At 51.1% G+C, this 25,650-nt stretch carries 19 protein-coding genes; 14 read left to right on the forward strand and 5 right to left on the reverse strand.

Features of this window, described 5'->3' with window-relative positions:
- The first annotated feature begins 78 nt into the window (after positions 1–78).
- The 14 genes from MHN31_RS02950 (at position 79) to MHN31_RS03015 (ending at position 19,747) form a co-directional block, all read left to right on the forward strand.
- Positions 79–2,631: a biosynthesis protein PigD gene (locus MHN31_RS02950; RefSeq protein ID WP_239443409.1), complete on the forward strand. Its 2,553-nt coding sequence runs from the start codon at positions 79–81 to the stop codon at positions 2,629–2,631.
- Positions 2,628–5,180: an aminotransferase class III-fold pyridoxal phosphate-dependent enzyme gene (locus MHN31_RS02955; RefSeq protein ID WP_239443410.1), complete on the forward strand. Its 2,553-nt coding sequence runs from the start codon at positions 2,628–2,630 to the stop codon at positions 5,178–5,180. Before MHN31_RS02950 ends, MHN31_RS02955 begins: the two co-directional genes overlap by 4 nt.
- Before the next feature lie 67 nt (positions 5,181–5,247).
- The gene (locus tag MHN31_RS02960) at positions 5,248–6,267 is read left to right on the forward strand and encodes an acetylserotonin O-methyltransferase (RefSeq protein ID WP_239443411.1); all 1,020 of its coding nucleotides are present in this window, start codon (positions 5,248–5,250) and stop codon (positions 6,265–6,267) included.
- A 27-nt stretch (positions 6,268–6,294) separates the two neighbouring features.
- Complete coding sequence (locus MHN31_RS02965) at positions 6,295–6,543, forward strand: hypothetical protein (RefSeq protein ID WP_049866001.1); 249 nt, start codon at positions 6,295–6,297, stop codon at positions 6,541–6,543.
- An 11-nt stretch (positions 6,544–6,554) separates the two neighbouring features.
- The gene (locus MHN31_RS02970; RefSeq protein WP_239443412.1) at positions 6,555–8,501 is read left to right on the forward strand and encodes an aminotransferase class I/II-fold pyridoxal phosphate-dependent enzyme; all 1,947 of its coding nucleotides are present in this window, start codon (positions 6,555–6,557) and stop codon (positions 8,499–8,501) included.
- A gap of 2 nt (positions 8,502–8,503) precedes the next feature.
- Positions 8,504–10,000, forward strand: coding sequence for an AMP-binding protein (locus MHN31_RS02975; protein WP_239443413.1), 1,497 nt, complete (start codon positions 8,504–8,506; stop codon positions 9,998–10,000).
- A gap of 16 nt (positions 10,001–10,016) precedes the next feature.
- A complete protein-coding gene (locus MHN31_RS02980; RefSeq protein WP_239443414.1) occupies positions 10,017–12,308 on the forward strand; it encodes a polyketide synthase in 2,292 nt (763 codons plus the stop codon).
- Positions 12,305–12,619 (forward strand): RedY, encoded by a 315-nt coding sequence (locus MHN31_RS02985; protein ID WP_010382568.1) that lies wholly within the window; start codon positions 12,305–12,307, stop codon positions 12,617–12,619. Before MHN31_RS02980 ends, MHN31_RS02985 begins: the two co-directional genes overlap by 4 nt.
- Entirely contained in the window at positions 12,616–13,275 is a 660-nt protein-coding gene (locus tag MHN31_RS02990) for a 4'-phosphopantetheinyl transferase superfamily protein (RefSeq protein WP_239443415.1), read from the forward strand. The genes MHN31_RS02985 and MHN31_RS02990 overlap by 4 nt, the downstream gene beginning before the upstream one ends.
- Positions 13,272–14,357 carry a hypothetical protein gene (locus MHN31_RS02995; protein ID WP_239443416.1) on the forward strand — a complete coding sequence of 362 codons (1,086 nt, stop codon included), beginning with the start codon at positions 13,272–13,274 and terminating at the stop codon, positions 14,355–14,357. The genes MHN31_RS02990 and MHN31_RS02995 overlap by 4 nt, the downstream gene beginning before the upstream one ends.
- 818 nt (positions 14,358–15,175) lie before the next feature.
- Positions 15,176–16,354: a multidrug effflux MFS transporter gene (locus tag MHN31_RS03000; protein ID WP_239443417.1), complete on the forward strand. Its 1,179-nt coding sequence runs from the start codon at positions 15,176–15,178 to the stop codon at positions 16,352–16,354.
- Positions 16,355–16,632: 278 nt separating this feature from the next.
- Positions 16,633–18,450, forward strand: a complete 1,818-nt coding sequence (locus MHN31_RS03005; RefSeq protein ID WP_239443418.1) for a S8 family serine peptidase — start codon at positions 16,633–16,635, stop codon at positions 18,448–18,450.
- Between the two features lie 192 nt (positions 18,451–18,642).
- A complete protein-coding gene (locus tag MHN31_RS03010) occupies positions 18,643–19,278 on the forward strand; it encodes a LysE family translocator (RefSeq protein WP_049865688.1) in 636 nt (211 codons plus the stop codon).
- A gap of 7 nt (positions 19,279–19,285) precedes the next feature.
- A complete protein-coding gene (locus tag MHN31_RS03015) occupies positions 19,286–19,747 on the forward strand; it encodes a methylglyoxal synthase (RefSeq protein ID WP_125559923.1) in 462 nt (153 codons plus the stop codon).
- 11 nt (positions 19,748–19,758) lie between these two features.
- Here MHN31_RS03015 and yegD read toward each other — a convergent pair whose 3' ends face one another.
- The 5 genes from yegD to MHN31_RS03040 form a co-directional block, all read right to left on the reverse strand.
- Positions 19,759–21,123, reverse strand: a complete 1,365-nt coding sequence (gene yegD, locus MHN31_RS03020) for a molecular chaperone (RefSeq protein ID WP_239443419.1) — start codon at positions 21,121–21,123, stop codon at positions 19,759–19,761.
- Between the two features lie 88 nt (positions 21,124–21,211).
- Entirely contained in the window at positions 21,212–22,051 is an 840-nt protein-coding gene (locus MHN31_RS03025; RefSeq protein ID WP_239443420.1) for a DNA ligase, read from the reverse strand.
- An 87-nt stretch (positions 22,052–22,138) separates the two neighbouring features.
- Positions 22,139–22,801 (reverse strand): HAD family phosphatase, encoded by a 663-nt coding sequence (locus MHN31_RS03030; protein WP_239443421.1) that lies wholly within the window; start codon positions 22,799–22,801, stop codon positions 22,139–22,141.
- Between the two features lie 30 nt (positions 22,802–22,831).
- Positions 22,832–23,125 (reverse strand): hypothetical protein, encoded by a 294-nt coding sequence (locus tag MHN31_RS03035; RefSeq protein WP_010382584.1) that lies wholly within the window; start codon positions 23,123–23,125, stop codon positions 22,832–22,834.
- A gap of 132 nt (positions 23,126–23,257) precedes the next feature.
- The gene (locus MHN31_RS03040; RefSeq protein ID WP_239443422.1) at positions 23,258–25,552 is read right to left on the reverse strand and encodes a TonB-dependent receptor; all 2,295 of its coding nucleotides are present in this window, start codon (positions 25,550–25,552) and stop codon (positions 23,258–23,260) included.
- Positions 25,553–25,650: the final 98 nt, after the last annotated feature.

Raw genomic sequence — 25,650 nt, forward strand, 5'->3', positions numbered from 1 at the left:
TGCTGCCGCCGTTGCGGGTCGTTGCGTGCAGTTTTTTATGACGAACCGAGTTTTAGCAGGCAGCAGAAGGAATAAATTATGACAAGCATTACAGGATTAAGCACTCAGTCGAGCGCATCCGGCTTTGAGCATATTTGGCAAGCCGAGACACAGCGCAGTGGTGCAAAGCAGGATACCATCACCGTGGGTGTGATTGTCGTAACCCGAGATGAGCAATTCTTCCATACCGGGTTAAGTGTACTCAGCGACATTCGGGAGTACGTCTTTAACCGAGTACATATTCAATCAGAGCTGGCGTTGAAAAACCCGTCTTTAGTACCTTGCTCGCTGTATGACGAAGTGAGAGACAAAGCCATCCACTTTTTAAAGGGACAAAAGAAAGCCATCAATATCCAGGTGATCCAATGTGCCAGCCTGGCTGAAGCGACCGGAAAAGTCATTCACAGTAATGCGCTCAATGAGCAGCCCGATTTTCAGGTCGGCATGCTGTTTTATGATCAAACCTCAATGGGGTTTCAGGACGACAGCATAGATCAGATAGACCGGGACCTGGATGCCTTTTACCGGGCGATGCAGAAAATCGGCATTCCTGCTTTTTATACCAGCTTCTCGACCGTCACCTTTATTCGCTCACTGCGAACGCCCTACAGCTACCTCCCTCAGCAATATAGAGAGATAGTGCGCAGTACCGATCCGGCGACATTCCAGACCGAACTATTGCGTCTGTGGATGGATTTTTTCGAAATGAACTATGCCAATCGGCGGGTCAAGCCTGTCGGCTCGCTGGCGCTACACAATACCCTGGGCGACCAGCTCATCAACTTCTTTGCCCGTACAGCACCAGAACACTGGCTGATGTCTTATTATACCGGCTCCGTCGTATCTAATTTGATCGGTCACCTGGACCGCCACGCCGAACAACAAGGCGCACTGGTGCTACGTGGTCCAAATGAACATGCAATTGCCTGTGGTGCCATGGCGAACTGGCAACTCTACCGCATGCCATTTTTGGCGGTCGTCACCTCTGGCATGATGGACGAATTCAAAGGCACCCTGGCGAATCTGAAAGAAACCGCCGCGCAGGGGATCATCGTCGTTGCAGAAAATCGCCTGAGTCAATGGTATAGCTTTCAGGGCACCATCACGGCCAGCGAAGATATGCGCGATGTATTGGCTGCTAAGCGCATTCCCTATGTATATATGGATGAAATCGAGCAGATCGGTGAAAATCTGGCTGAGGTATATCGTCTCTATCACCAGGGTCAGGGACCAGTGGTGATCCTGGCAACGCAAAATGTGCTGGAATCTTCAATAGAGCTAGACCTGCCAGCACTTGAGGCCTTGCCAGCCAGCCCCAGCGATGAGCCTGTTGAAATCATGACAGAGGAACTCCGTCAGGCCATCGACCTCATCAATCACGGGCCTGAAAAATTGGTCTGGCAACTCGGCCCCGTCAGTGATGACGAGTATGCCCTGATCCATGAAATTGCCCAGCAAGCAGGTATTGCACTGGTAGACAGCCTCGCCCACCCAGGCACAGCCCCTAAATACTATCAGGGTAAGCGCAACGACAATTATCTCGGCACCCTGGCTATTTATGGTTACACCCCAAGGGTTTACAACTATTTTCATACCAATGACAAGCTTAACAGCACCGATGAACAGTGTTTGTTTATGCTCAAAAGCCGTGTCGCACAGATAGCCACACCATTTTCCGATGGTCGCCTTGAACGTAAGGTTCATCTGGTCCAGCTAACCCAAGAACAAAGCCATCTGTCACCCTTTGCTGACCTTCATTTACACATGCGCTGTCGCGATTTTCTGCAGGCGGTCAAAAAGCACCTGAATGTCAGTGAGTCATTACGTGCCAGGCGTATGGCTAAGATCATGGCTTACCCGGATACGCAATCTGATGTACTCAGTAAACTGCCCAGTCTGCCCATGTCGCCTAACTATTTCTTCTGTCAGCTTAACCGCGTGATAGAAGACTTAATCGAGCACGAGGACTATGACTACACCGGAGTGTACGATGTTGGCCGCTGTGGCATTTCTGCGGTGCGCAATGTGGCAAAAACACGTCGCGGCTTTTCCGGCTGGTATGGCCGAGCATTGATGGGCGATGCCCTGCTCGCCAGCGGTTATCTGGCTTACACCAGCCCAACCAATGTCATTGCCTTTATCGGCGACGGGGCCAAAGGCATAGTGCCGGATATCCTCCCGGCATTTATCGACAATATTCTGACCCACCCACAGCTACTCGATAAGAGCATCAGTGTGTTTTATTTCTGCAATGGTGGCCTGTCAGTCATTAACACCTATCAGGAGCGGATCCTGTTTAATCGCACCTCGCGCCAGATGCGCCTGGTTAACCTGGCGCAGTCACAATTTGAACAACAAATTGGCGACTTTGATATTTCTGCGCAAACCCTGACCCAGTTCGACGAAACCGCCGTTCGCACAGCGCTCACGGCACAAAAACGCCTGACCCTGTTCTCTGTGGTCCTCGGCCACAACAATGAAGGGGATGGTATTTCTCTGGCCACAGCCAAAGGCTGGCAACGCGACAGTGCCGATCCCGTTATGCACAACACAGATTCTGATACGCCACCAGCACAGGAAGTTAACTCATGAAGTTTGGATTTATCGCCCACCCGACGTCAGTCGGCCTGAAACGTTACGTCAAGATGCTCGATCTACTACAACGTAACACCCAAGATCAGCACACTGGCTATAACCGCGAACTGTGGGGCAAAGCAAACCTGGTTCCCTTTATGAACTTTGCCAAAATCACGTCCGCCAGCGGCGCAACCTGTGAGGGCATGATCAAATACATGCCACTGGTCGCTGAGGAGATGATAGCCGATCCCAGAGCCATTGCTGAGCGTGTCGTTGCGGGCGTAGAAGAGTTTGTCGCCGACGGTGCTGAATTAGTTGGCCTGGGTGGATTTACCTCGATAGTTGGTCGTCGTGGAGAAGCCACAGCCGCCAAATCCCCCATTCCCATCACCTCAGGGAATTCACTGACCACCTATGCCGGCTACAAAGCCCTGATGCAAATTAAAGAGTGGTTGGACATCAATCCGGAAAAAGAAACCGTCGCTATCGTGGGCTATCCGGGTTCCATTTGCCTGGCACTCAGCCGGTTACTGCTCGCAGAGGGCTTTAACCTGAAACTGCTGCACCGCGCCGGTCACAAAGACAAAGCGGAAATGCTCAGTCACCTGCCCGAGCAGTATCACCAGCGGGTTTCCCTGACTGGCAACCCGGACGACCTGTACGACGAGTGCAAACTATTTGCCGGTGCCACCTCAGCCGGTGGCGTGATTGATGTGGCCAAGCTACAACCTGGTTCCATTTTCATCGATGTGGCACTGCCACGCGACGTCAATGTGGAAGCCCGCCCTGCCCGTGACGATATTTTAATCATCGATGGCGGCTGTGTCACAGCCACCGATGCGGTCAAATTGGGAGGCGAATCACTGAATGTCACCATTAAACAGCAGCTCAATGGGTGTATGGCCGAGACCATTGTCCTGGCCCTGGAGCAGCGCCGGGAGAATTACTCTCTGGGCCGTTACCTGGAGCCGGTCAAAGTGCTTGAAATTGGTGAGCTGGCTGAAAAACATGGTTTTTATGCCTATCCGCTTGCCTCATTTGGAGAACGTATCGACCGCCAGCACGTCACCAACCTGAAGCGCTATTATCATCAGGACATCTATGCCATCGACAAGGGCGACACCAGTCAGCGTCTGACCTTTATCGACAACATCATTGCCCAGGATCCAGCTAAAGAAGACACGCTGGACCGCCACCATCAGTTCATTAATCCAATGATGGTGGAATTTTTGAAACAACAACGCTGCGACAATGTGTTCCGCAAGGCACAAGGCACCATGCTCTACGATAACGACGGTACAGGCTATCTCGATATGGTCGCGGGCTACGGCTGCCTTAACCTGGGTCACAACCCCAGCGCTGTTAGCCAGGCAGTCAAAACCTTCCTGGATGAGCAAGGTCCCAACTTCATTCAGTATATCTCCGTGCCGGAGCACACCGCCAAACTGGCTGAGGTCCTCTGTCACCTGGCCCCCGGCGAGATGGGACGCGTGTTTTTCAGTAACTCAGGCACAGAAGCCGTAGAAGCAGCCATTAAACTGGCCAAAGCCGCCACCGGCAAGCCTGGCATTGCTTATCTGAAAAACAGCTACCATGGTAAAACGCTCGGTGCCTTATCTATCACAGGACGGGAAAAACACCGTAAATACTTCCAGCCGCTGATCCAGGCCATGGTCGAAGTGCCCTTTGCCGACCTCGACGCTTTACGCGAAGCACTGCAAAGAGACGATGTGGGTGCATTGATGCTGGAGCCCATTCAGGGGGAAGGCGGTGTCCACGTGCCACCAGCCGGATACCTGAGCGCAGTGCAACAGATCTGTCGCGATACCGGTACCTTACTGATGGTCGATGAGATCCAGACTGGCCTGGCCCGCACCGGCAAACTCTTTGCCTGTGAGTGGGAAGGCATTGAGCCTGACGTGCTGATGCTGTCCAAGTCACTGTCCGGTGGTTTACTGCCCATTGGCGCCACTTTGTGTCGCAGCGATGTCTGGCAGCGTGCCTACGGTACCTCAGATCGCTTCTTAGTCCATACCTCCACCTTTGGCGGCGGTAACCTGGCTTCTGTCGCCGCACTCACGGCACTGCGAGAGATAGTCGCGCAAGATTTGGCAGCCCGTGCTGATGAGCTGGGCAGCTATTTTAAATCTGAACTACAAACCATCGCCGACCAGTACCCCTTTATCGCCGAAATTCGGGGTCAGGGTCTGATGCTGGGGATCCAGTTTGAACAGACCTTTGACGGCGCTGTTGCGGCTTCTGCCAGAGAGTTTGCCACCCGTCTGCCGGGTGACTGGCATAGCACCTGGAAATTCTTACCCGACCCGGTGCGGGAGCATCTGCAAGCTGCCATGACACGCATGGAACAAACACTGGGAGAAATGTTCTGCCTGAAGTTTGTCACTAAGTTCTGCCTGGATCATCAGATCCTCACCTTTGTTACTGCCAACAGTTCAACAGTGATACGGATCCAGCCGCCATTGGTGATCAGCAAACCCGAGATTGACCGCTTCGTCAGCGCCTTCGCCAGTGTCTGCGAAGAACTTTCGACCTTTTTAGACTAAGGAAAACGGGTCGCGCAGCCGAGCAGGCCCGACCCTAAACGTAATACATGATTGATAAGGATTACTTATGACTCTCAACAAACAAGATGTCGTTAACCATATGATGGGCTTCTTTCAGGCCAAAGCGGTAACCGCTGCATTATCACTCAAACTGTTTGACCATTTTCGCGACACCGACCTGAGCGCTGCGCAACTGGCCGACAAAATCGACGCGCCGCTACGCTCAACGGAGCAAATGCTGATTGCCCTGCATGCCATGGGGTATCTCACCAAACAAGATGACCTGTATCAATTACCAGCACAACACCATACCTTTTTATTAAGTGATGAACCCATGTGGCTGGGCTGGCTGGGTCGTCATATCGACACCTTCCTGTATCCGCTGTGGGGCGAGCTAAGCAGCGCCGTGAAGAGTGACACCAATCAGCGTGAAGCCGTCTTTGGTGACAACCGCAGCTGGTTCGACATCTTGTATCAAAACCCGGATGACGTTGCTGATTTTCAGGAGTTTTTGGGTAAATTTGCCGCACCGTTCATCGAAGGCTTTGTTAAAGACTATGATTTCTCGCAACACCACTCCTTTTTAGATATTGGCAGTGGCATTGGCACCTTACCCATTGCCGTAGCCAATGCACACCCGGGCGTGTCGCTGGCGATCTGTGAACTGCCGCAGGCGTCGGCTTTTTTACGAGATAAGCTGGGTGAGCAAGGCTACGGCGACCGCATTGAGGTGGTCGAAGGCGACGTGATCGCCGGCAACCTGCCAATTGGCAACTATGATCTCATCCACCTTGGCTGGATGTTGCATGACTATGCGCCAGAAACCCAGGTCACCATCCTCAAAAATATCTATAACGCCATGCCTGCCGGTGGCCGCTTTATTGCGTCAGAAACCCCGTTGAATGATGACAAGTCAGGCCCAGAGTTTACCGCTTTGCTGTCATTAAACATGCTGGTATCCACCGACGGCGGTATTGAAAGCAGCAGTGAAGAATATCTGGCGCGTTTCCATGAAGCCGGATTCAGCAATGCCCGTATTCTAGAGATCCCCGGGCCACGGACCCTGATTGTCGGCGAAAAAGCCTGATCAGACACGAACAGAAGGAGTAGCAGGATGTTAGTCACTAAATTACTAGAGCATATCGCCGAACAGTTTCTCGACGGCGAGCAAGACGGCCTTGAGTCGCAGACCCCCTTGTTTGAGCTGAATATCGTTGATTCGGCGGCCATTTTTGACCTGGTCGATTACCTCAAACAAGAAACCCAGTTAAACATAGGTATGCAGGAGATCCACCCAGGCAACTTTGCGTCAGTCGATGCCATGGTCACCCTGGTTGAACGCCTTCAAACAGAGCAAGCATAAGGAGGCTTGATATGAGTGCCACAAACCCAAAAGTAAACCCGGATATTATGGAAACTCTGCAACAGGAAGTTCTGAAGACCTTTACTGAACTGACTGAGTACCCTGCTAATACTCTGGATCTGACCAGCCACCTGGAGAACGACTTCGGGATAGATTCTATTGCGCTGGCCGAAGTCACCGCGGCATTGACCAAGCAGTTGCAACTCAAAAACCCCCTGTCCATTCAGAACATTCACTGTATCGCTGACGCGGTTAAGCAAATCGCCGCACAGGAATTTCACCTCAGTGAAACCAAAACAACAGGAAGCAGTGATGGTAAGCAAAATGCACACAGCTGGTTGCGTGAACAAGTGATTGCTGTGTTTGCCAGTTTCAGTGGCTACAATGCCACGGAGCTGAGTATGGATGCCGAGATTGAAAGTGACCTGGGGATAGATTCAGTCACCGTGGTTTCAGCACAGGGCGAGCTGCTAAAAGCACTGGGACTGAGAGACAACCTGAGCATCCCGAGTTGTAAAACCCTGGCGGAACTGGAACAGGCTTTTGCTAAGCTACTGGTTGAAGAAAAAGGCACACAGTGGGCCGATGAGCTGGTCACCAAAAACCCCTTAATTGACGAACTGCTCAACCCTGCGACCCGCAGTGACGACGTGCAACATCAAATCTACAGTGATGATGGCGATAACCGCACCATGCGCGACTTTGTCGGGATCCAGCACGGCGATCTGTTTCACAAGGCCCATGAGTTCAAATCCTTTTACGACAAGAAAAAAGCGCAGCAACTTTACTGGTACGGTATGCCGCTGGAAACGCCCTGTAAAAATCGCGCCGTTATGTTCGATGAAGTCACTGGCACCAGTCGCGAATTTCTGATGTTTGGCTCCAACAGTTATCTGGGTCTGTCGAATCATCCGGAAGTGATCCAGGCGATCCAGGACGCCGCTGCCCAATATGGCGCAACCAATACCGGTTGTCGGATCATTGCAGGCAGTAACGTGCTACATCTAGAGCTGGAACGTAAGCTGGCCAAGCTAAAAGGCCGTGAAGCCTGCATCGTTTACCCTTCAGGTTACTCGGCTAACCTGGGCTGTATTTCTGCACTGACCTCTAAACATGACCTGATCTTTACCGATGCCATTAACCATATGAGTATCACCGATGGCTGTAAACTGGCAGGTGCCCAGCGCAAAATTTACAATCACTCGCTGAACAGCCTGGAAAAATCGCTGGCCAAATATGCCGACCATCCCGGTGGCAAGCTGATCGTCACCGATGGCGTCTTCAGTATGCACGGTGATATCGTCGACTTGCCGCGTCTGACTAAGCTTGCTAAGCGTTATGGCGCACGCGTGCTGGTTGATGATGCCCACTCCACTGGCGTACTGGGTAAAACCGGTTCCGGTACCACAGAGCATTTCAATATGAAAGGCGAAGTTGATCTGGAGTTAGGTACCATGAGTAAAGCCTTGTCCGGTCTCGGCGGATTTGTCTGTGGTGATGCTGATGTGGTGGAATTCCTGCGCTTCTATTCTAACTCTTATGTCTTTGCCGCAACCATTCCAGCCCATGTTGCAGCTGGTGTGATTGCCTCAATCGATGTGATGTTGCGCGAGCCAGAGCGTCTGACCAAGCTGTGGGACAATATTTATTACTTCCGCAATCTGTTATTACAGGCAGGCTTTGATCTGGAAAACTCCGATTCTGCCATTGTGCCTGTGGTTGTTGGTGATGATGCTAAAACCCTGGCGCTTGGCCGTGCTGTACGTGCCCGAGGCCTGTACTGTCAGACCGTGGTCTTCCCGGGTGTGGCAGTTGGCGACGCACGATTGCGTCTAAGCATCACCAGCGAACACACTCAGGCCGACCTGGATGAGGCCTATCGTATTTTGGTTGAAGGCGCGCTGGAAGTAGGCGTCCCACTCAATCAGGATGTTAAAGCGGGACTGGCGGAGGCCTGAGTATGACGAAAATTCCGTCATCAGCCCGTTTTGCACTGAACCTGCTGAGCCATGCTCAGCAGACCCCGCATAAAACGGCGCTGATCTGTGCCGATCAGCATTGGGATTATGCCCAACTCGCTGCACGCGCCTGCCAGATAGCCAATGCATTGTGCGCATTGGGACTGGATCGGGCACCAGTGTTGTTAAACCTGCCAAAGCATCCTGACACCGTTGCCGCCATTTACGCCTGCTGGCTCAGTGGAAACCATTATATTCCCATTGACTACAGCCAGCCTGAAGCCCGGGTTGAACGTATTATCTCTGCAGCAAAACCTGCATTGGTACTCGACCAGGATTGGCTGAATACACTCGATAGCCTGAGCCATAGCAGCGACTACGAGCAAGACCTGAGCGCTTACATGTCACGTTTGCGTCAGCACCGGGATACCACACTTGCCGCTGTCCTTTATACCTCGGGCTCAACTGGCACGCCCAAAGGGGTACAGATCAGTCATGACATGTTGGACTTTTTCATTGACTGGGCGGCGCACGCAACTTGCATTGACAACGAAGACATCCTGGCCAACCATGCCAGCTTTGCCTTTGACTTAAGTACTTTCGACCTCTTTGCCACCGTGCGCGCCGGTGCCTGTGTGTGGTTGATCACTGAACAGGAACAAAAAGATCCCCTGGCCCTGATCAGCGGGATCAAGAAGCATCAGGTGAGTATCTGGTACAGTGTGCCTTCAATCCTGTCTATGATGGTACGCAGTGGAGAACTGAACAGTCATTGCACCGCGACCCTGAAGCAGGTCATTTTTGCTGGTGAACCATTTGCCGTGGCGGCATTGCAACGCTTGATCACTTGCCTGCCCGCCGGTACCGCGCTGCATAACTGGTACGGCCCGACCGAAACCAATGTTTGCGTAGCCTGGCAAGTTAACCGCCCCCAGCTGGACGGGCTGCGTCATCTGCCTATCGGGTCCTTGCTACCCGAATTACAAGGCTGGCTGGAAGATGATACAGGAAAGAGGACACCACTGACTGAAAGCCTGGGCCAATGTGGCGAGCTCATTATTGGCGGACGCTGTGTTACACCCGGTTATGCCAATGTGGACCTGCCCAGAGCCACAGCACTACACCAACAAAACTGTCATGCGACCGGCGACCTGGTTGAACTGACCGAGGCGGGGCTCATCTATCGTGGCCGCATCGACGATATGGTTAAGCTGAACGGTTATCGGGTTGAGCTAGGCGAAATCGAATCCCTGCTGCATCGGCACCCGGCCATAGATCAAGCTGCATTACATCTCTCGCTGGGCGAACAGCAGCATCAGCTTATTGCCGTGATCGTTCTCAAAGATGGTGCAGAAAAACCCTCGCTACTGGCATTAAAGCAATTTTTAAAACAGCAACTGCCAGCCTATATGTTGCCACACAAAGTGATAGTCACAGCACAGCTACCACTCAATGCCAATGGCAAAGTTGACCGTAAACAACTGGCTGAGCTGATGTAATTATGAGAGGCGTATTATGAGCAGACCCCCTACTTCCCCTTTAGCCATAGTCGGGATCGGCTGTGCTTTGCCCAACGGCATGAACTTTGCTCACCTGGCAAAACAGGGGACACTCAATCCGAGTCAGTTTACTCATCCGTTTGGCTGGTCGGTCGCTGCTGAGCCACTCAGAGGTGGGCAAGTGCACACCGATAGCTTTGATTACAAGAAGTTTTCTATTCCCCCCTTGTTTCGCAAGGCGGTCAGTCGCGAAACCCGAATGGCACTGCTTGCTGCTGAAGAAGCGCTGAGCCAGCTGACCCTCAGTGAAACGCTGCGCGATCATTGCGATCAACTCTGTGCAACACATATGGCCAGTGACGCGGCTTATCGTAATGCCACCAAAGTAACTGCATTGCGGACTTTGAGTGAACAATTGGCTGATACTGACAGTGCGCAAATGCGCATCGATGAGTACAAGCAGGCGCTGGCAGGTACCTTTGGGGCCACCTCTCACGATCGGGTTGGAGAAATGGCCTCAACCATACCCGCCCGGATAGCACATTTTGCCCACACACGAGGGAAATGCCAGACCCTGGATGGCGGTGATCTTGGCGGTTTGCGTCTGTTACAGGCAGCGCAGGACAACTTTCGCTATGCAGACAGCCAGCTCGCTGTCCTCACCAGTATTCAATGCTTTCACCACCAGCCACAAGCTGAAATTCTCCATCATCAGGGCATTTCAACTCAGCAACCCTGGCTCGAAGGTGCCATCTCTCTGGTGGTCTGCCCTGTGACCACGGCCGAACAACAAGGCTGGCCGGTACTGATGCAGCTAGGGACTATCACCACCACAGCCACAGAGCAGGAAGCCACGCGCTATTTCGCCGGTGCAAGTCAGGTCTTTTATCAGTTACTTGAAATGCACCTGGGCCAGGAAACTCACTGTGCCAGCGCCGCAACTTTTGGACCACACTGGCAAATAAATAAGGCTGTATCACACGAAGACACCGACGCGAGTGACGACCAGGTGGCAATCACTCAATATTGCCCCATCACTGCACTGGGTGACGACAAAGCCCATTTCTGGCAAACATTGGCCAATGGGGATGACCTGTTGCGATCGCAATCCGCACAGCAACTCAATGCATCGGCATTTGTCAGGGCAACCCCTCAGAAACTGAGCACCTACATAGACCAAGCAATGAGCTTTGACAGCCATAATCCGTGCGACCAGGTCCTGAATAAACCTATGATGCCGGCCAAAAAAGCGCGCCTAGATGTGTCCCAACTGCGGCTGTTGAACGCCACAGAGTCTGTCAAGATTGGGGAATTCAAACGCCCGGCAGTGATCCTGGCATGTAACCTGTCTCTGAATGCCGATCGTCAATTAGGCGCGTGTGCACTGTGGGATCAGTTACCAGCAGCCCCGACACATTTACCTCAACCCACGCCACCGCCAATCAATCGCTGGAGCTGGTATGGCGCAACAGGATTAGGGGGTGCCCGGTTGTTGGCGGAGCATCTGAAGATCCCACATGCCGACTGTATCGCCATTGAGGCGGCCTGTGCCAGTTCTATGGCCGCACTGCACAATGCTGTCAGAGGGCTGCAATCCGGGCGCTATGACGGCATTGTGCTGGCCGGGATTGAAACTGCCACATTAGAGCGAGATCTGGTGCTGTGCGGCGCACAGATGATGCTCTCAGCTACCCGCATTCGGCCTTTTGCTAAGGGGGCCGATGGCTTCACCCCTGGGGATGGCGGTGGTCTGTTTGTCCTGCAGGCTAAATCGGACGCACCCAATGCCATTGCCCATGTTGATGCCATTTCAGGTTCCTGCGACAGTCGCTCTATGACCGCGCCCGACCCACAAGGGCAGGCACTGGCCATGTATAAAACCTTACAACTGGCATCGGTCAACCCGGAACAAGTACAATATCTTGAAACCCATGGCACTGGCACCACGCTCGGCGACCAGGCTGAGCTGGAATCACTCTGTGCAGCCTATCGTCGTGAACACATGTCCCCCCTCTATCTGGGGTCTGGAAAATATAACTTTGGCCACTGTTTTGCCGGTGCCGGCGCCATTAGCCTGGCAAAAATGCTCGCAGCACTGGAACATGGCTGCATGCCACCGACCCCAATTCTGGGGGAGCTCAATGATGCATTGCCATTCGAGAACATTCCGGCTGAGGTGCCACAACAGGCGCAACCCTGGCCCTTGCTGGACACCCAACAGCGCATTGGTGCTATCAATGCCTTTGGGACCGGCGGCATCAATTATCACCTGACTTTAATACACGCTCATTCACAGGAATCATTATGAAACTTATCGTACACAAAATTCGCCTTAAGCACATTCAGCACCTGGGCGCCTTTCGCGACTGGGTCGAAACCACGGACTACAAGGCCTGCGAACAGCTTGATTCAGTCAAAGCCTTCGCGGTGTTTGAAGCGTCCGCCGAGGCAGATGCCCCGTTCCACTTTGTAGAAACCATCTACTTAGAATCCGAGCAGGCGTTTGAGCAAGATATGACCACCCCGCTGTTCCAAAGTCTGGTCAGTCGCTTTGACGAGATGGCCGAAGTCGTCGAGGAGTTTAAAGGCGAGCGTATCGCACAGGGTTATCAGCAGTGATCACTGAGCACTGTATTACGCCTGAGGGAAAGACACTTATCTCGCCCATTTTGTACATCAGGCAGTATACCGACGCTTTATTATCCGCCCGCGCTCGTCTGAGCCTGGGACTTGCCGTCAAGCAGCAGTGCCGGGCACTGGCCAATTTCGCACTACAAAGGGCCTGCGCCAACCCCTCAGTCAGGCTCAATCATACAAAGTACGGGCAACCTTATGGCGACCAGGGGCAGGGAAAGCCTGCTCAGCCTGTGTCTACTAGCCACAGCCATAATTGGTATGCTGTCGCCACTGCCCCCGCTCCTCTTGGTATCGACATTCAGGTTTATCGCCGCTTTTCTGTCACCAACCAGCAGCGTCTGTTTCACCATAACGCGGTGTTGGCCGACATAATCACCCAAACCACGCGATGGTCTTTGTGCGAGGCCTATCTCAAATCCCATGGCCGGGGCCTGCCATTTGATTTGCGTACTATCCACATCCAGCAATATGCAAGCCAAGGTGCCACCTCATACGGACGCATAACAAGCAAAAATGACACGCTGGCACCTGCCAGCTACTGGCTCTGGCAAACACTCTATTTTTGCTGTGCCGTCTGTATTGCGAGCGACCAGGAGGTCGTCCCCATACTCTCATTACACAATGGAAAACCATCATGACACACACTGCATTTGAACAGACACTGGCAGAGGCTGTCGCACTGGCACGACTCGCCCCGTCTTCACACAACTGCCAGCCCTGGGCCGTTCACTTCGACCCCGTAATACACTGTGGCTACCTGGCCATAGACAACCGCCGTAAACTCACCGGTCTGCCGTCATTAGAGCGGGAAATGCTGCTCAGCTGTGGTATTTTCTTCCACTTTCTTGAGCAGCTGATATGCCTGCGCGGGTATCAGCTGCACTGGCGCTGGTGCGATGAGCAAGAGCAACAAGTATTGGCGGGCGAAGACAGAGCGCTCATCCGTTTTATGCCGGGACCGGAGCAGGCGCACCAGGCAACCGCATTTGCAACTTTGTCTGAGCAGCTCCAACAACGCCATACCGTACGTTCAGCGTACCGTAACACACCGCTCAGTGAGCAGCAGCGTAACGAGCTAAGCACGGTGCTCAAACCTTACCCGGTGACGCTTGGGATTTATTACCAACAGACGCATGGCAAAGCGCTGTCCGACCTGACGCAAACTTATGCCGGACTGGACTTTGCTAACAAAGCCGCATGGCGCGAAACTTACAGCTATATTCGCTTTGATGAAAAACGCCAGTACGAGGACGGCTTTTACCTGCACAATCTGTTTGGGCCGGTTTCTGGCGGTTTCAAAACCTTTTTTAAAGTCGCCTTTCACCCTTACCTGAGTGGCCTGAACAAATTGCTCAGATTGCCAACCAAAATGGCTCAAGGTCTTGCTGAACTGGTTGAAGCCGGGCCGCACTACCTGTCGCTAAATATGAGTAAAGAAGGCGATGAAGCGCTTTTTCGTGCGGGCTTAGGATTGGGTGCTTTATGGCTTAAACTACAACAGTGGGGATGGGCTCTGCACCCAATCAGTGTGCTTGTGCAACACGATACTGCCAGGCAAGCTTTAGCTGCCAGTCTAAGCCAGTCAGAATTACCCGTTTTCTTTGCCCGATTCGGCGAACCACAGCAATCCGGCAGCCCGGCTCCGAGGCGACATTGGCAGAGCATTCTGGTTTCAGACACCCATAGCCTGACTAAACCCCCACCTACCCAGCGCGGATAACAACAGGAAAAGAATAAAAACCAAATCAAAATGCTCTCTAAGGACACTGCGCATCTGCCCGTACTGATGACAGCAAATGTCGCAGGTGGCAGACGCCCTCGTGGCAATGAGATAGACAACACAGAAGAACGCATTTGCACCGCGAATACACTTGTTTTTGCAAACGAAGTCAAAAACTCTGCCCAGAGCATTTGTGCGGCCTACTGCAAATTACCACGCCATACATAACACAAAGGCGTCAGCGTAAGCATGCTTTGTGCACTACAAAAAAGCAGTTGACAAACAAAATTTATTTCAGGTAGTTTTTAATTGACCCATTGTTAAAACAAAAATAATTCAACAGGATATGAATATGAAACTAGCACTTAAAAAGAAACAACTAAAACATCTAGACAACACTATGCTGCTGGACAATCAAGCCACACCTCAAATTGGCGGCGCCGGTGAGAGCTCACCACCGAGAGCATGCCTCCCAACCGGGCACATTTGTGATCGTCTAAGTGGCAAAAGCGACCACACTTGCTGGTGCTAATTAAATCGCGGCAGTGCTACTGCCGCACTCAAACCTCTTAACTTAACCAAAAATGCGTCAGACGCAGCAAACGGACTAATATTCTATTACCGTATTTTTCCTTCTTACTTGCCCTTACTTCAGCAAACAACATGACCAACACGGTTCCACTCACACTTTCCTGGCTACCATTTACATAGCGTATTTTAATGCCATCCGGGCATAGCAATAAAAAATTTCTTGTTCCGGCGCTTTGTCCTGTCTTTTTTTCTTAGGATCCCTACAATACCCGCCATAAGGAGACAGCATGCAGCAAAAAACCAGCAAACTATTGATTTTTATACTCGCTCTACTAGTGGTGTTTTGTCCACTGGGGATCGACCTGTACTTACCCGCATTCGTCAATATGCAACAAGACCTGGCCGTCAGCGAGGCCCGCATTCAGCAAACAGTGGGTATCTATATGTTGGCAGTGGGCCTTGGACAGCTACTTGCCGGTCCGCTTGCCGACAAATATGGCAGACGCCCGGTTGCTTTGTCCGGCATTCTGTTATTCGGCATTGGGGCGTTGCTGGCCACCTTGCTGGATGAATGGCACTGGATCATGCTTGCTCGTGTATTGCAGGGCTTGGGGGCTTGTGCCACCTTTGTCAGCGCCTTCGCAATTGTACGGGATAGTTTCGGCCACAAAGGCAGTGGCCAGATGATCACCTACCTTAACGGCATTGTCTGCTTTATTCCGGCACTGGCCCCTATTCTGGGTGCCTGGCTGACCATAGAGTTTGGCTGGCGCAGTAACTTTACTTTTCTGACGGGCTTTGCCGCAGTTGGCCTGGTATTGGTACTGACACTGTACCGAGAAACGAAACCCGACACCACCGTCTACTCTGGCCATTTACTTGATTTTCGCCGCTTCCATCCCATGCTGAGTAGTCCCCAGTTTATGTTCAACGCCAGCATTACTATGGTGTGCATGGCAGCAATGTTGGTCTTTGTCGTCGGCGCTCCGGGCTGGATCATGACCGGGCTTAATCGTCCCGTTGAGGAATTTACCATGTGGTTTACCATCAACGCCGCGATTAGTATTGCAGCCAGTTTTACTGCGCCCCACTTCATTAAACGTAACTCGCAGCAGGCACTGAGATTTGGCCTGAGTTTATTTACCCTTGGCGGGATCTTGTTGTTAATCACACCGCAAACTCACCCGCTGGCGTATCTGTTACCTATGTATATCGCCTCTATCGGTTTTGCCTTTACGCTGGGGGCTGCCGCTGGCAATGCCCTGGCTCCTTTTGCCAATCAGGCCGGGACAGCTTCCGCGCTGATCGGAGTTATGCAAATGAGTGGCGCCGGGCTATTAGCGATGATCAGCCAGCCACTGGCGTTACCCGCTCCGGAGCAGCTAGCCATGCATATGCTCATCGGACTGCCTTTCTTATGTTTACTGTTCAGTCGTTGCAAAGATAATTTGCATAACCCTACCTGATCAATACCCCGCGAACCTGGTATCATTATCCTCATATTAGGCACAAAATAGATAATGATACCAATTTTCATTATTATAAAAGAATAAAAAATTCTAAATATCCAGACTTCCGCTAATATTATTTAATTATAAATAAAGAATAATTCATTCCTATAAATTCCAACAGCGTGGATAATTTCTCTTTACGTTAGCGCAATATTACGTCTATCTTAATAAGCGTTAACCAATGGTTAGCAATGTAACCAAGTTAAAATAATTAAAACCAAGAGATAATAATAATGAAATTCAACAAGTTTACGACGTCACTCCTACTTGCAGGTTTATGTGCCACAGCAACAGCTCAGGCGACCGAAGACAGATTCATCATCCAGGTTGATAACAATAAAAAGGGCATAGTCAAAGCACTAGCACAGAAGGTGGGCGCACAGCTGCATATAGACGGTGATGGCTTCCTCGCCGCCACATTTAGCGGCAAAGAGCTCAGTGAAGTTAAGGGGCTGCTTAACAACCCGCATATCAAATTGATAGAAGTGGACCAAAAGCGTCAACTAATGGGTTTGTATAACGACGATGCAGGCGACCCAATGCAACAGCAGGTTGCCCCTTATGCCTATTATCAGTCGCAGGCAAATCAGGTGACCTTTGATGCCAATGCTGGCATGAAAGTCTGCGTCATCGACTCAGGTCTGGATATGTCCAACCCGGATTTCATCTGGGGCAACATCACAGGAGATAATGACTCAGGAACTGGCAACTGGTATGAGCATGGCGGCCCGCATGGCACCCACGTGGCAGGAACCGTGGGCGCTGCCGACAATAACATTGGTGTGATTGGTATGGCACCGGGTGTGGATATGCACATCATTAAAGTGTTCAATGCGGAAGGCTGGGGTTATTCCTCAGATCTGGCACACGCAGCAAACTTGTGTAGTCAGGCGGGTGCCAATATCATCAGCATGAGCCTGGGTGGTGGTGGTGCAAACAGCACCGAAGAAAATGCTTTCGAAAGTTTTAATAATGCTGGCGGCCTGGTCGTTGCGGCAGCTGGTAACGATGGTAACAATGTCCGCTCCTACCCTGCTGGCTACCCGTCAGTCATGATGGTAGGTGCAAATGACGCTGATAATAACATTGCGGATTTTTCTCAGTTCCCAAGCTGTCAAAGTGGCAAAGGTAAAAATGCTGGTCAAGATGAAACTATCTGCGTTGAAGTCACCGCCGGTGGCGTTGACACTCTGTCTACGTACCCTGCAGGTCTTGCAACATCGTCGAGCCTGAGCGTTGATGGTGCAGCGTTTGCTTCATCTGCGATGGAAAACAGTGGCAGCGTTTCTTCGTCAGTATATTTCATGGGCACAGCAGAAGCGACCGACAGCTCGGCAAATGGCAAAGTGTGCCTAATCGATCGGGGCAATATTTCTTTCCATGACAAAGTCGCCAACTGTGAAAACTCAGGCGGTGTCGGTGCAGTTATTATCAACAATGAAGCGGGTATGCTCTACGGTACGCTGGGCGATACCAATACCACCAGCATCCCGGCAATTGGTGCAGCACAGGAGGACCGTGCAGCTCTGTTAGCCGCCACTAACGCAAACATTGTGATTGGTACTTCAGATTATGGCCTGATGAGCGGCACATCAATGGCAACGCCGGCTGTATCTGGTATTGCAGCCCTAGTTTGGTCAAACCACCCTGAGTGTACTGGCCAGGAAATTCGTGCAGCGCTCAAAGCAACGGCACAAGATAGTGGTGCGGCTGGTAAAGACGTGTACTTTGGCTATGGCATTGTTAAAGCAGCAGACGCAGATGCTTACCTGACTGCCAATGGCTGTGCCGGTGGCGGTAATGGCGGCGACCTGCAGCTCAGCGCCTCAGGATACAAATCAAAAGGCAATAAATACGTTGACCTAAACTGGCAAGGCGCTTCTACCTCGCAGGTCGATATTTTCCGAAATGGTAGCAAGATTGTCACAACCAGCAACGATAATAGCTACACAGATAGCATCAGTGGTAAAGGTGGCGGTAGCTACACTTATCAGGTTTGCGAGCAAAACAGCACATCAGCTTGCTCTGCAACTCAGACTGTTGTGTTCTGATACTGACCTACTGGTGTTATGACGAGACACACAGGCACCCTGCGTGCCCATCTATCTCGCTGCACTGAGCCTGGTTGGTATCCCCCAACCAATTAATAACCAATTTTTATGCGGGCGTATGCCCGCATTTTTTATAGGTTTTTTTATTTAAGCTGGTTACACTAAGTGCAATTATGTTGAACAGAGCCCGTCATGCTAAACCCGGAATTACTCGCCTCTTTTTTATTTGCCAGCTTTATTATTGCCATTGCCCCAGGCCCTTCCAATGCCTTTTTAATGGCTCAGACCTTTACCAACGGCCGCACAGCCGGAATGCAAAGTGCTTTTGGCTTTGCGCTGGGTGGAGTGGTCCACACACTGTTTGCAGTGATTGGTTTGTCGGCTATCCTTAAGGCCTCAGAAACCGCCTATACCACAGTGCAATACCTGGGTGCGGCCTACCTTGCCTACCTGGGCGTACGCACTTTCAAAGACACTCTGTCTCGGCCAGAGAACAACGACGAAGAAAAGCCCCATGTCAGCAATAAGAAGCAACAAAATGTCATGTTTCAGGCTATGATGACAGAAGTGCTCAACCCCAAAGTGGCATTATTCTTTATTGCCTTCATTCCTCAATTTGTGGATCAAAGCCTGACAACGTCTACCACAGTGCAGCTTGCCATGTTCGGGTTACTCTATCCAATTCTGGCCTTTCCCATTGATTGTGTGTATGTTTACAGCGGCGATAAAATCGCCGGCTATTTTCGCGCTCATCCCAGTGCACCGATTTGGATAGACAGGATTTCAGCCTTTATCTTCGTCGCACTGGCAATTAACTTATTATTATGAGGTAAGTATGGATACCAAGTCGCAGGTCATTCCGGCTAAAAAACGCATCGCACTGGTCGCGCATGATGGCAAAAAACAGGCTATGGTCAGCTGGTGTCAAGGGCACCTGGATAAGCTTGCTATGCACCAACTCTATGCAACAGGAACAACCGGTCACCTCATTGAAAAAACCTCTGGGTTGGAAGTCACTAAGTTACTCAGCGGCCCCATGGGAGGCGACCAGCAACTCGGTGCTAAAATCGCTGAGAACGAAATTCACATGTTGATTTTCTTCTGGGATCCGCTTGCGTCACAGCCGCATGATCCGGATGTCAAAGCGCTGTTGAGGCTTGCGGCAGTGTGGAATATTCCGGTAGCCTGTAATGAGACCACCGCAGATATGTTGTTGTCATCCATGATGATGACCACTCCGATTGAGCGCCAACTCCCCGATTATGAGCAGTATCTGGCGCATCGTATGGCGCTATAGCACCCAATACACTAGCGGTATAATTGACTCGCCCACTTGGTCAGACCGGCGGTAACACTACCAAAATTATCGCCATTGACCATAGGGATATCGCCCAAGCGTTGCTGTAGTGCCAATTTTAACAGTGGAGACTGGGCGCTCCCGCCTGTCAGATAAATCACATCGGGACGCGTGCCTGCCTCAGCTATTGCCTGCTCAGCCAGCACCGCGGCTTGCTCAAGACAGCTTGCCACCGACTCAGCCATAGTCTGCGCACTAATATCGACGCTCAGCTCGCTATCCAGAAAGTCCAGTATTGCCGTATGTGAATTCTGATCAGACAGCGCAATTTTTGCCAGCTCGCCCTGGCGCACGAATTGATGCGTCATCTTGCTGCGCTGGATCTTCAACAATCGCTCGAGTTTTTCCGGCTCACAGACATCTCTCAGCATACCGCTCAGCTCGCGCGCCATTTGCGCACTGTAGAAGTCACTTTGCATCTGAATATCATTAATTTTACATGCCTGCCAGAACAAGGGGTTGGGTAAAGGCAGGCCAGATGTAAACTGACTGCCCAGCCCACATACTGGCATCAAGGTATGAAATGCCAGTGCGATATCGAGATCATTCCCACCTATTCGCTTACCGGTATGGGCCAGAAAGTCATCACTGCGATCCGCCTTAGCACGAAAGCCCGGTCCCATCTGCACAAAAGAGCAGTCACTGGTACCACCGCCAATATCCACCACCAGCACTTTCTGATCCTGGGTAAGGCGGGACTCATAATCAATGCCCGCTGCCAACGGCTCATATAAAAAGGCCACGTCTTTAAACCCGGCACGCTTCGCGGCGGTCGTCAAAATATCAATCGCCTGGCGGTTGCTGTCCTCACCCCCAATGGCCTGGAAGTTGACTGGCCGACCAATGACCGTTTGGCTGAGCAGCTGCTCCAGATGACGCTCAGCACGGCTTTTTAGCTCCATGATCATGGTCGTTGCAATGTCTTCGAAAAATGCCAGCTGAGCTGGTTTCAGACCAACCGCACCAAAAAAAGACTTGGGCGACTTCACGAAGTACCCTTCTTCAGGAAACGCGATGTATTCTTCTATGGCTTGCTGGCCGACAAACACCCCTTGCTCGTCAGGTGCCAGGTCAAGCTCACGCCGTGCCATAGCTGCACTGCCTAACAAAGGCTTACGCGCTGCCTGGTAGTCCGTAGCAAATGCAGAGCCTGCCAGATTGTGCGCGACATACTCACTCACCAGGCTGTTGTGTAACGCGTACAGAGTTGACGGCAGATAAGGTTTGCCCTGTTCCAGAGGCACCAGTGTGACATCGCCTTCGCGCATTACACCGATTGCGCAATTAGAACTACCGTAATCAAATCCTGCTATCATTTGTCACCTCACAACCATAAAAAGGTCGCGCACTGTATCACAGCAAAGTGGCAAGTAAAAGTCTCAGCGTGCGTCTATCACACAATCCTTAAAGTGATTGCCTGACACGCAAAAAGCGGGCAAATCGTGGTTTACCAAATTTTGTGACTCCCTGATATCGGTAGGTCACCTGACTGCCAATTGGGGGAGGCTCGCGACGCTGGTCATCCGTGAACCCCGAGCCTATTTTAAAGACAATGCCCAGTGGCGTTTTAACCCGGATTGCGCCCATCATGCCCTGATATTTACCCTTACCGGGCAAATGTGCCAAGACCTCAGCTTCGGCGTCGAAATAAGGCTTGTACTTCAAAATGGCCGAACTACGGCCAGCCTGGTGCAGTGCCTGACGTTCATGAAGCATGACCCCTTCGCCACCGCGAGCCAATACCTGCTCAAAAAATTCATCCAGTTCAGCCTTGGTTGTAAACCGATACTGAGGTACTGCGCGGACATGGGGCTGTACCAGCTGATCGATAAGCTGAGAATAGACGTCATACCGCTGTACAAAGGGCACAGCCACGCTGGGCGCATCAAAGATCAGATAGTGGATCTGCCGCCAGTCCTGCTCGGATGCCTCATGACGCCGCACCACCGCACTGACAAATTCAAAGTTCTGATAGCCAGCCCACAGCTCTCCGTCCAGTGCCATATCTGGCAATTCAGAGGTGAACCAGGCGGGCGCATGGATCACCTGACCCGTGCGGGTAAGCAGCTGCTGACCATTCCATACCGCTCTGACGCCATCAAACTTTTCACTTACCAGATAATGGGAGACCGGCTGCTGTGCCTGATACACTTTGGCCAATTGCACACTGGGGCCCGGACTTGCACAGGCTATTTGCAGATAACACAGGCAGGCCAACAGCCAACCTGTCAGTTGAATGTTCATCGCTACGCTCCTTGTAGGCAGAGTTAAGATATCCTTCCTCAGAGCTTAGCGCGGCGTCAGGAAATCGCCAGTCGCAAATTGGTAGTACTAACCTTTTGCGAGCAGCCCCTCAATAACATCTTGCGCCGAGCGCAGCGATTGCACTTGCCAGGCAGCCTGAGAAAAGTCCTGCTTTGCTGAATGCTCATTGGGGATCACCATTACCTGCAAGCCTGCGGCGCTACCTGAGCTCAGCCCGGTTGTACTGTCTTCCAGCGCAATGGCGTTTTCTGGCTCAATCTGCAATGCGGACAGTGCCTGCAGGTATGGCTCAGGGTGTGGTTTTGGCTGAACCACGTCATCTTTAGTGACAATACACTCGAAGAAATGCGCCAATCCATAATGATTCAAGACCGGTATCGCTTCGGCGCGGGTACTCCCCGTCACCAGCGCTAACTTACAGTGCGCTGACGCATAACTTAAGATCTCGTCTGCATAAGGCATGAGCTTTGGCTGCATAGTCGCTGCGGTGTCAACAAAAAAGCGGTTTTTATCGTCGCATAACGCCTGCGCTGTGCTGGGCAGTTTGTGACGTTCAAGGAGTATTTCAGCAGTTTTTAGCGTGGGTACGCCAGAAAATTCATCACAAAAAGCCAGCTCGCTATACTCAACACCAAACGGTGCCAGCACACGCAACCAGCTGTGATAATGGAGCGCTTCAGAATCCACCAGCGTCCCATCAAAATCAAACAAGATTGCCTTTAAACTCATCATCGCTCCTTCTTTATAAGTATAATGTTATTAGGCTTTGGCAGGTGGCTCTGCGTGTGCAGGTTCACCGCTGTCTTTTTCTACCAGCTCATAACCACGCGGTTTACGTACCACTTTCAAAACAGGCTTATCAAATGCCGTCTGCAAACGGGTAAAATCGGCTTTAAGATCATCAATGCTCTGACCATAAGGTGACTCACCCGTTTCAGACCAGTTGACCGCTTTGCCATTCTCATTGTACTCAACCGCATGTACCTGATACTGCTCTGGCGCATCTTTATTTGCTTCACAATAGATAACGCGATAATTCCAAAATGCGGACATAGTTTCTTCCTCTAAAATTCTGTATTTACCCGAGTACTTTACCAGTACTGAGGTCTGCTTGCATGACAGTATTAATAAAAAAACCCGTGGATGGTGACCATCCACGGGTTTTCACTTTAAATTAAGGTGAAATTAAAAGAATTTCACTTTGAACTCAGCACCCACAAAGCGCTCTTCGTTCAGCATACCTGTGTTGTTGTTAAAGTCTACACCACCGATAACCACCTGCTCATCAAACAGGTTACGTACGAAGGCAGAAACTTCATAGTCGTTGTCGCCCGAGTTCCACGCGTAACCCGCACGCACACCAGCTTCAAATAGTGCTTCTCCGGTGAACTCTACTGACTCATACAGGAAGAAGTCAATTTCACTGCGGTATGACAGGTCTGTGTATACAAAGAACTCACCGTTTTCCAGTTCTGTGGTGTAACGCAATGTCGCGTTAGAGATCCATTCTGGTGCATGAGGTAAGCTATTGCCATCCAATCTTGCACGCGCTTCTGGACCAAATGCGCCTTCAACCATGTAAGTTGGATCTGTCACAGTACACTGACCGCATACGGCAACCGCCAGGTCTGGATCATCAATCTCAGTTTTGTTATAGCTCACATTGAAGGTTGCATTCAGTTCATCTGTCAGCACCCACTCACTGTCTACCTCAAAGCCATAACCCGTGGTTTTGTCAGCGTTGATCAGACGGTTGAAGTTAGCGCCACCGCCCACTGCCGTCAGTTGTTGGTCGTCCATCTGGAAATAGAATACAGTTGCGTTAACACGACCCTGGCCATCCAAAACGTCTGACTTAACACCAAACTCAATTGAGTTCACTGTTTCAGATTCTGCGACTGTTACTTCATTACCAAACAAGATACGGCCTTGTACACTCGGTGCACGGAAACCGTTGGCAAGACGACCAAACAGGTTAACGTCATCAGTCAGCTTATAAGTAGCACTCAAGTCCCAGCTCACATGGCTGTCACTCGGGTTAGCACCTAGTTGCAGGTTGTCTGAGGTGCGCTTCGCCATAAAGTCTTTTTCATCATCTGAATAACGTAAGCCAAGCGTAACATCCAGTTGTTCAGAAACAGTATAATCAAACGAGCCAAATAGCGCCCATGCTGATGTTTCCTGATTTTGTACTACATAGCCAGTTTGCAAGCCATAGTTGCCCGTTGACTCATCGAACTGAGACGTATCAAAGTTGAAGCTTTCTATCGTTAAGTCTTCTTCGAATAGGAACAAACCAACCTGATAGTTGAAGTCTCCAGAGAAGTTGCTTGAAAGGCGCAGTTCTTGCGTATACTGGTCATGGTCAGGGATTGCATCAGCTGTTTCTGCCTGGAAGAAAATAATGCCCGGACCCTGAGGAACAGGTGCACCTGTTGTCGAGTCAGTCCAGCCACCGTATCCACCATCAACGTCTGCACGCGAGTAGATCTCAGCGCTTTCCCAGCCGGTGATTGAAGTAATGGTGTGCTCTTTAAGGTCCCATTCCAGCTTCAGGCTCAGACCCTGTGTGTCTACTTGTTGAGTAGCACGAGACGCGGCATCCTGATACACCACATCGTTATCGTACAATGGGTTAATGTTGTTCGAACCTTTTTCAATCAGGTTCGCACGGAACGGGATCGGGCGACCTTCCAAATCACGTACGTGGTAATTCAGCAAACCGGTGAAGTCATCACCTTCATATAAGAACTGTACACGTGCCGCTTTTTCATTGTAGCCACCCAGTGAATCTTCTTTCTCGAATCCAGGTGCTTTTACATCAATGTAGTCCGGCTTATCTTGTACCAATAAAGATACACGTGTAGAAATTTTGTCAGTTAAACCTGTTCCGGCTGCACCTTCAAAGTCAATTGAGCTGTTGCTGCCGTATGAAACCGCGGCATACCCATCGAATTCTTGGCTTGGTTTAACGCTGTCGAACTTAACCAGACCGGCTGGGGTGTTACGACCGAACAGGGTTCCCTGAGGGCCACGCAGCACTTCGATGCGCTCGATATCAAATACAGGGAAGCCTTTAAGAATAGGGTTTTCCTGAACAACTTCGTCAACAACCAGAGATACCGGCTGAGACGCGTTCAGGTCGAAGTCGGTGTTACCCAGACCACGAACATAAAAGCGTGGGAATGTACGTCCGAATGAAGATTCAACCGACAGGCTCGGGATCTTCGCATTCATAAAGCGGATATCCATACCAGCTGAGCTGTATGCGTCCAAGTTATCGCCTTGCAAAGCAGACACAGAAACTGGCACTTCTTGTGCGTTCTCAACACGCTTACGCGCGGTGATTTGGATCACTTCCAGTTGATTACTTTTGGCTTGCGCTTCTTCTGCAAGCGTAGTGAATGAAGTACCTGCTACAGCAGAGAACAACGTCGCATTGATTAAAGTTGCTAACGTAGATCTTTTCATTGCTTTCATGTTTGGATTTAACCTTTTGTATGCACTCTTAAGTTCAACGGTTTTGATTTGGGCGCCGTATCACAATGGCTGGTTCGCTCAATTTTACGCGCAAATGA

The sequence above is a fragment of the Pseudoalteromonas sp. McH1-42 genome, from assembly GCF_022347845.1.
GTDB lineage: Bacteria > Pseudomonadota > Gammaproteobacteria > Enterobacterales > Alteromonadaceae > Pseudoalteromonas > Pseudoalteromonas rubra_D.

Bases quoted from the DNA above. Each gene is read 5' to 3' on its own strand.
- MHN31_RS02950 (WP_239443409.1), top strand. From the start codon at position 79: ATGACAAGCATTACAGGATTAAGCACTCAGTCGAGCGCATCCGGCTTT.
- MHN31_RS02955 (WP_239443410.1), top strand. From the start codon at position 2,628: ATGAAGTTTGGATTTATCGCCCACCCGACGTCAGTCGGCCTGAAACGT.
- MHN31_RS02960 (WP_239443411.1), top strand. From the start codon at position 5,248: ATGACTCTCAACAAACAAGATGTCGTTAACCATATGATGGGCTTCTTT.
- MHN31_RS02965 (WP_049866001.1), top strand. From the start codon at position 6,295: ATGTTAGTCACTAAATTACTAGAGCATATCGCCGAACAGTTTCTCGAC.
- MHN31_RS02970 (WP_239443412.1), top strand. From the start codon at position 6,555: ATGAGTGCCACAAACCCAAAAGTAAACCCGGATATTATGGAAACTCTG.
- MHN31_RS02975 (WP_239443413.1), top strand. From the start codon at position 8,504: ATGACGAAAATTCCGTCATCAGCCCGTTTTGCACTGAACCTGCTGAGC.
- MHN31_RS02980 (WP_239443414.1), top strand. From the start codon at position 10,017: ATGAGCAGACCCCCTACTTCCCCTTTAGCCATAGTCGGGATCGGCTGT.
- MHN31_RS02985 (WP_010382568.1), top strand. From the start codon at position 12,305: ATGAAACTTATCGTACACAAAATTCGCCTTAAGCACATTCAGCACCTG.
- MHN31_RS02995 (WP_239443416.1), top strand. From the start codon at position 13,272: ATGACACACACTGCATTTGAACAGACACTGGCAGAGGCTGTCGCACTG.
- MHN31_RS03000 (WP_239443417.1), top strand. From the start codon at position 15,176: ATGCAGCAAAAAACCAGCAAACTATTGATTTTTATACTCGCTCTACTA.
- MHN31_RS03005 (WP_239443418.1), top strand. From the start codon at position 16,633: ATGAAATTCAACAAGTTTACGACGTCACTCCTACTTGCAGGTTTATGT.
- MHN31_RS03010 (WP_049865688.1), top strand. From the start codon at position 18,643: ATGCTAAACCCGGAATTACTCGCCTCTTTTTTATTTGCCAGCTTTATT.
- MHN31_RS03015 (WP_125559923.1), top strand. From the start codon at position 19,286: ATGGATACCAAGTCGCAGGTCATTCCGGCTAAAAAACGCATCGCACTG.
- yegD (WP_239443419.1), bottom strand. From the start codon at position 21,123: ATGATAGCAGGATTTGATTACGGTAGTTCTAATTGCGCAATCGGTGTA.
- MHN31_RS03025 (WP_239443420.1), bottom strand. From the start codon at position 22,051: ATGAACATTCAACTGACAGGTTGGCTGTTGGCCTGCCTGTGTTATCTG.
- MHN31_RS03030 (WP_239443421.1), bottom strand. From the start codon at position 22,801: ATGAGTTTAAAGGCAATCTTGTTTGATTTTGATGGGACGCTGGTGGAT.
- MHN31_RS03035 (WP_010382584.1), bottom strand. From the start codon at position 23,125: ATGTCCGCATTTTGGAATTATCGCGTTATCTATTGTGAAGCAAATAAA.
- MHN31_RS03040 (WP_239443422.1), bottom strand. From the start codon at position 25,552: ATGAAAGCAATGAAAAGATCTACGTTAGCAACTTTAATCAATGCGACG.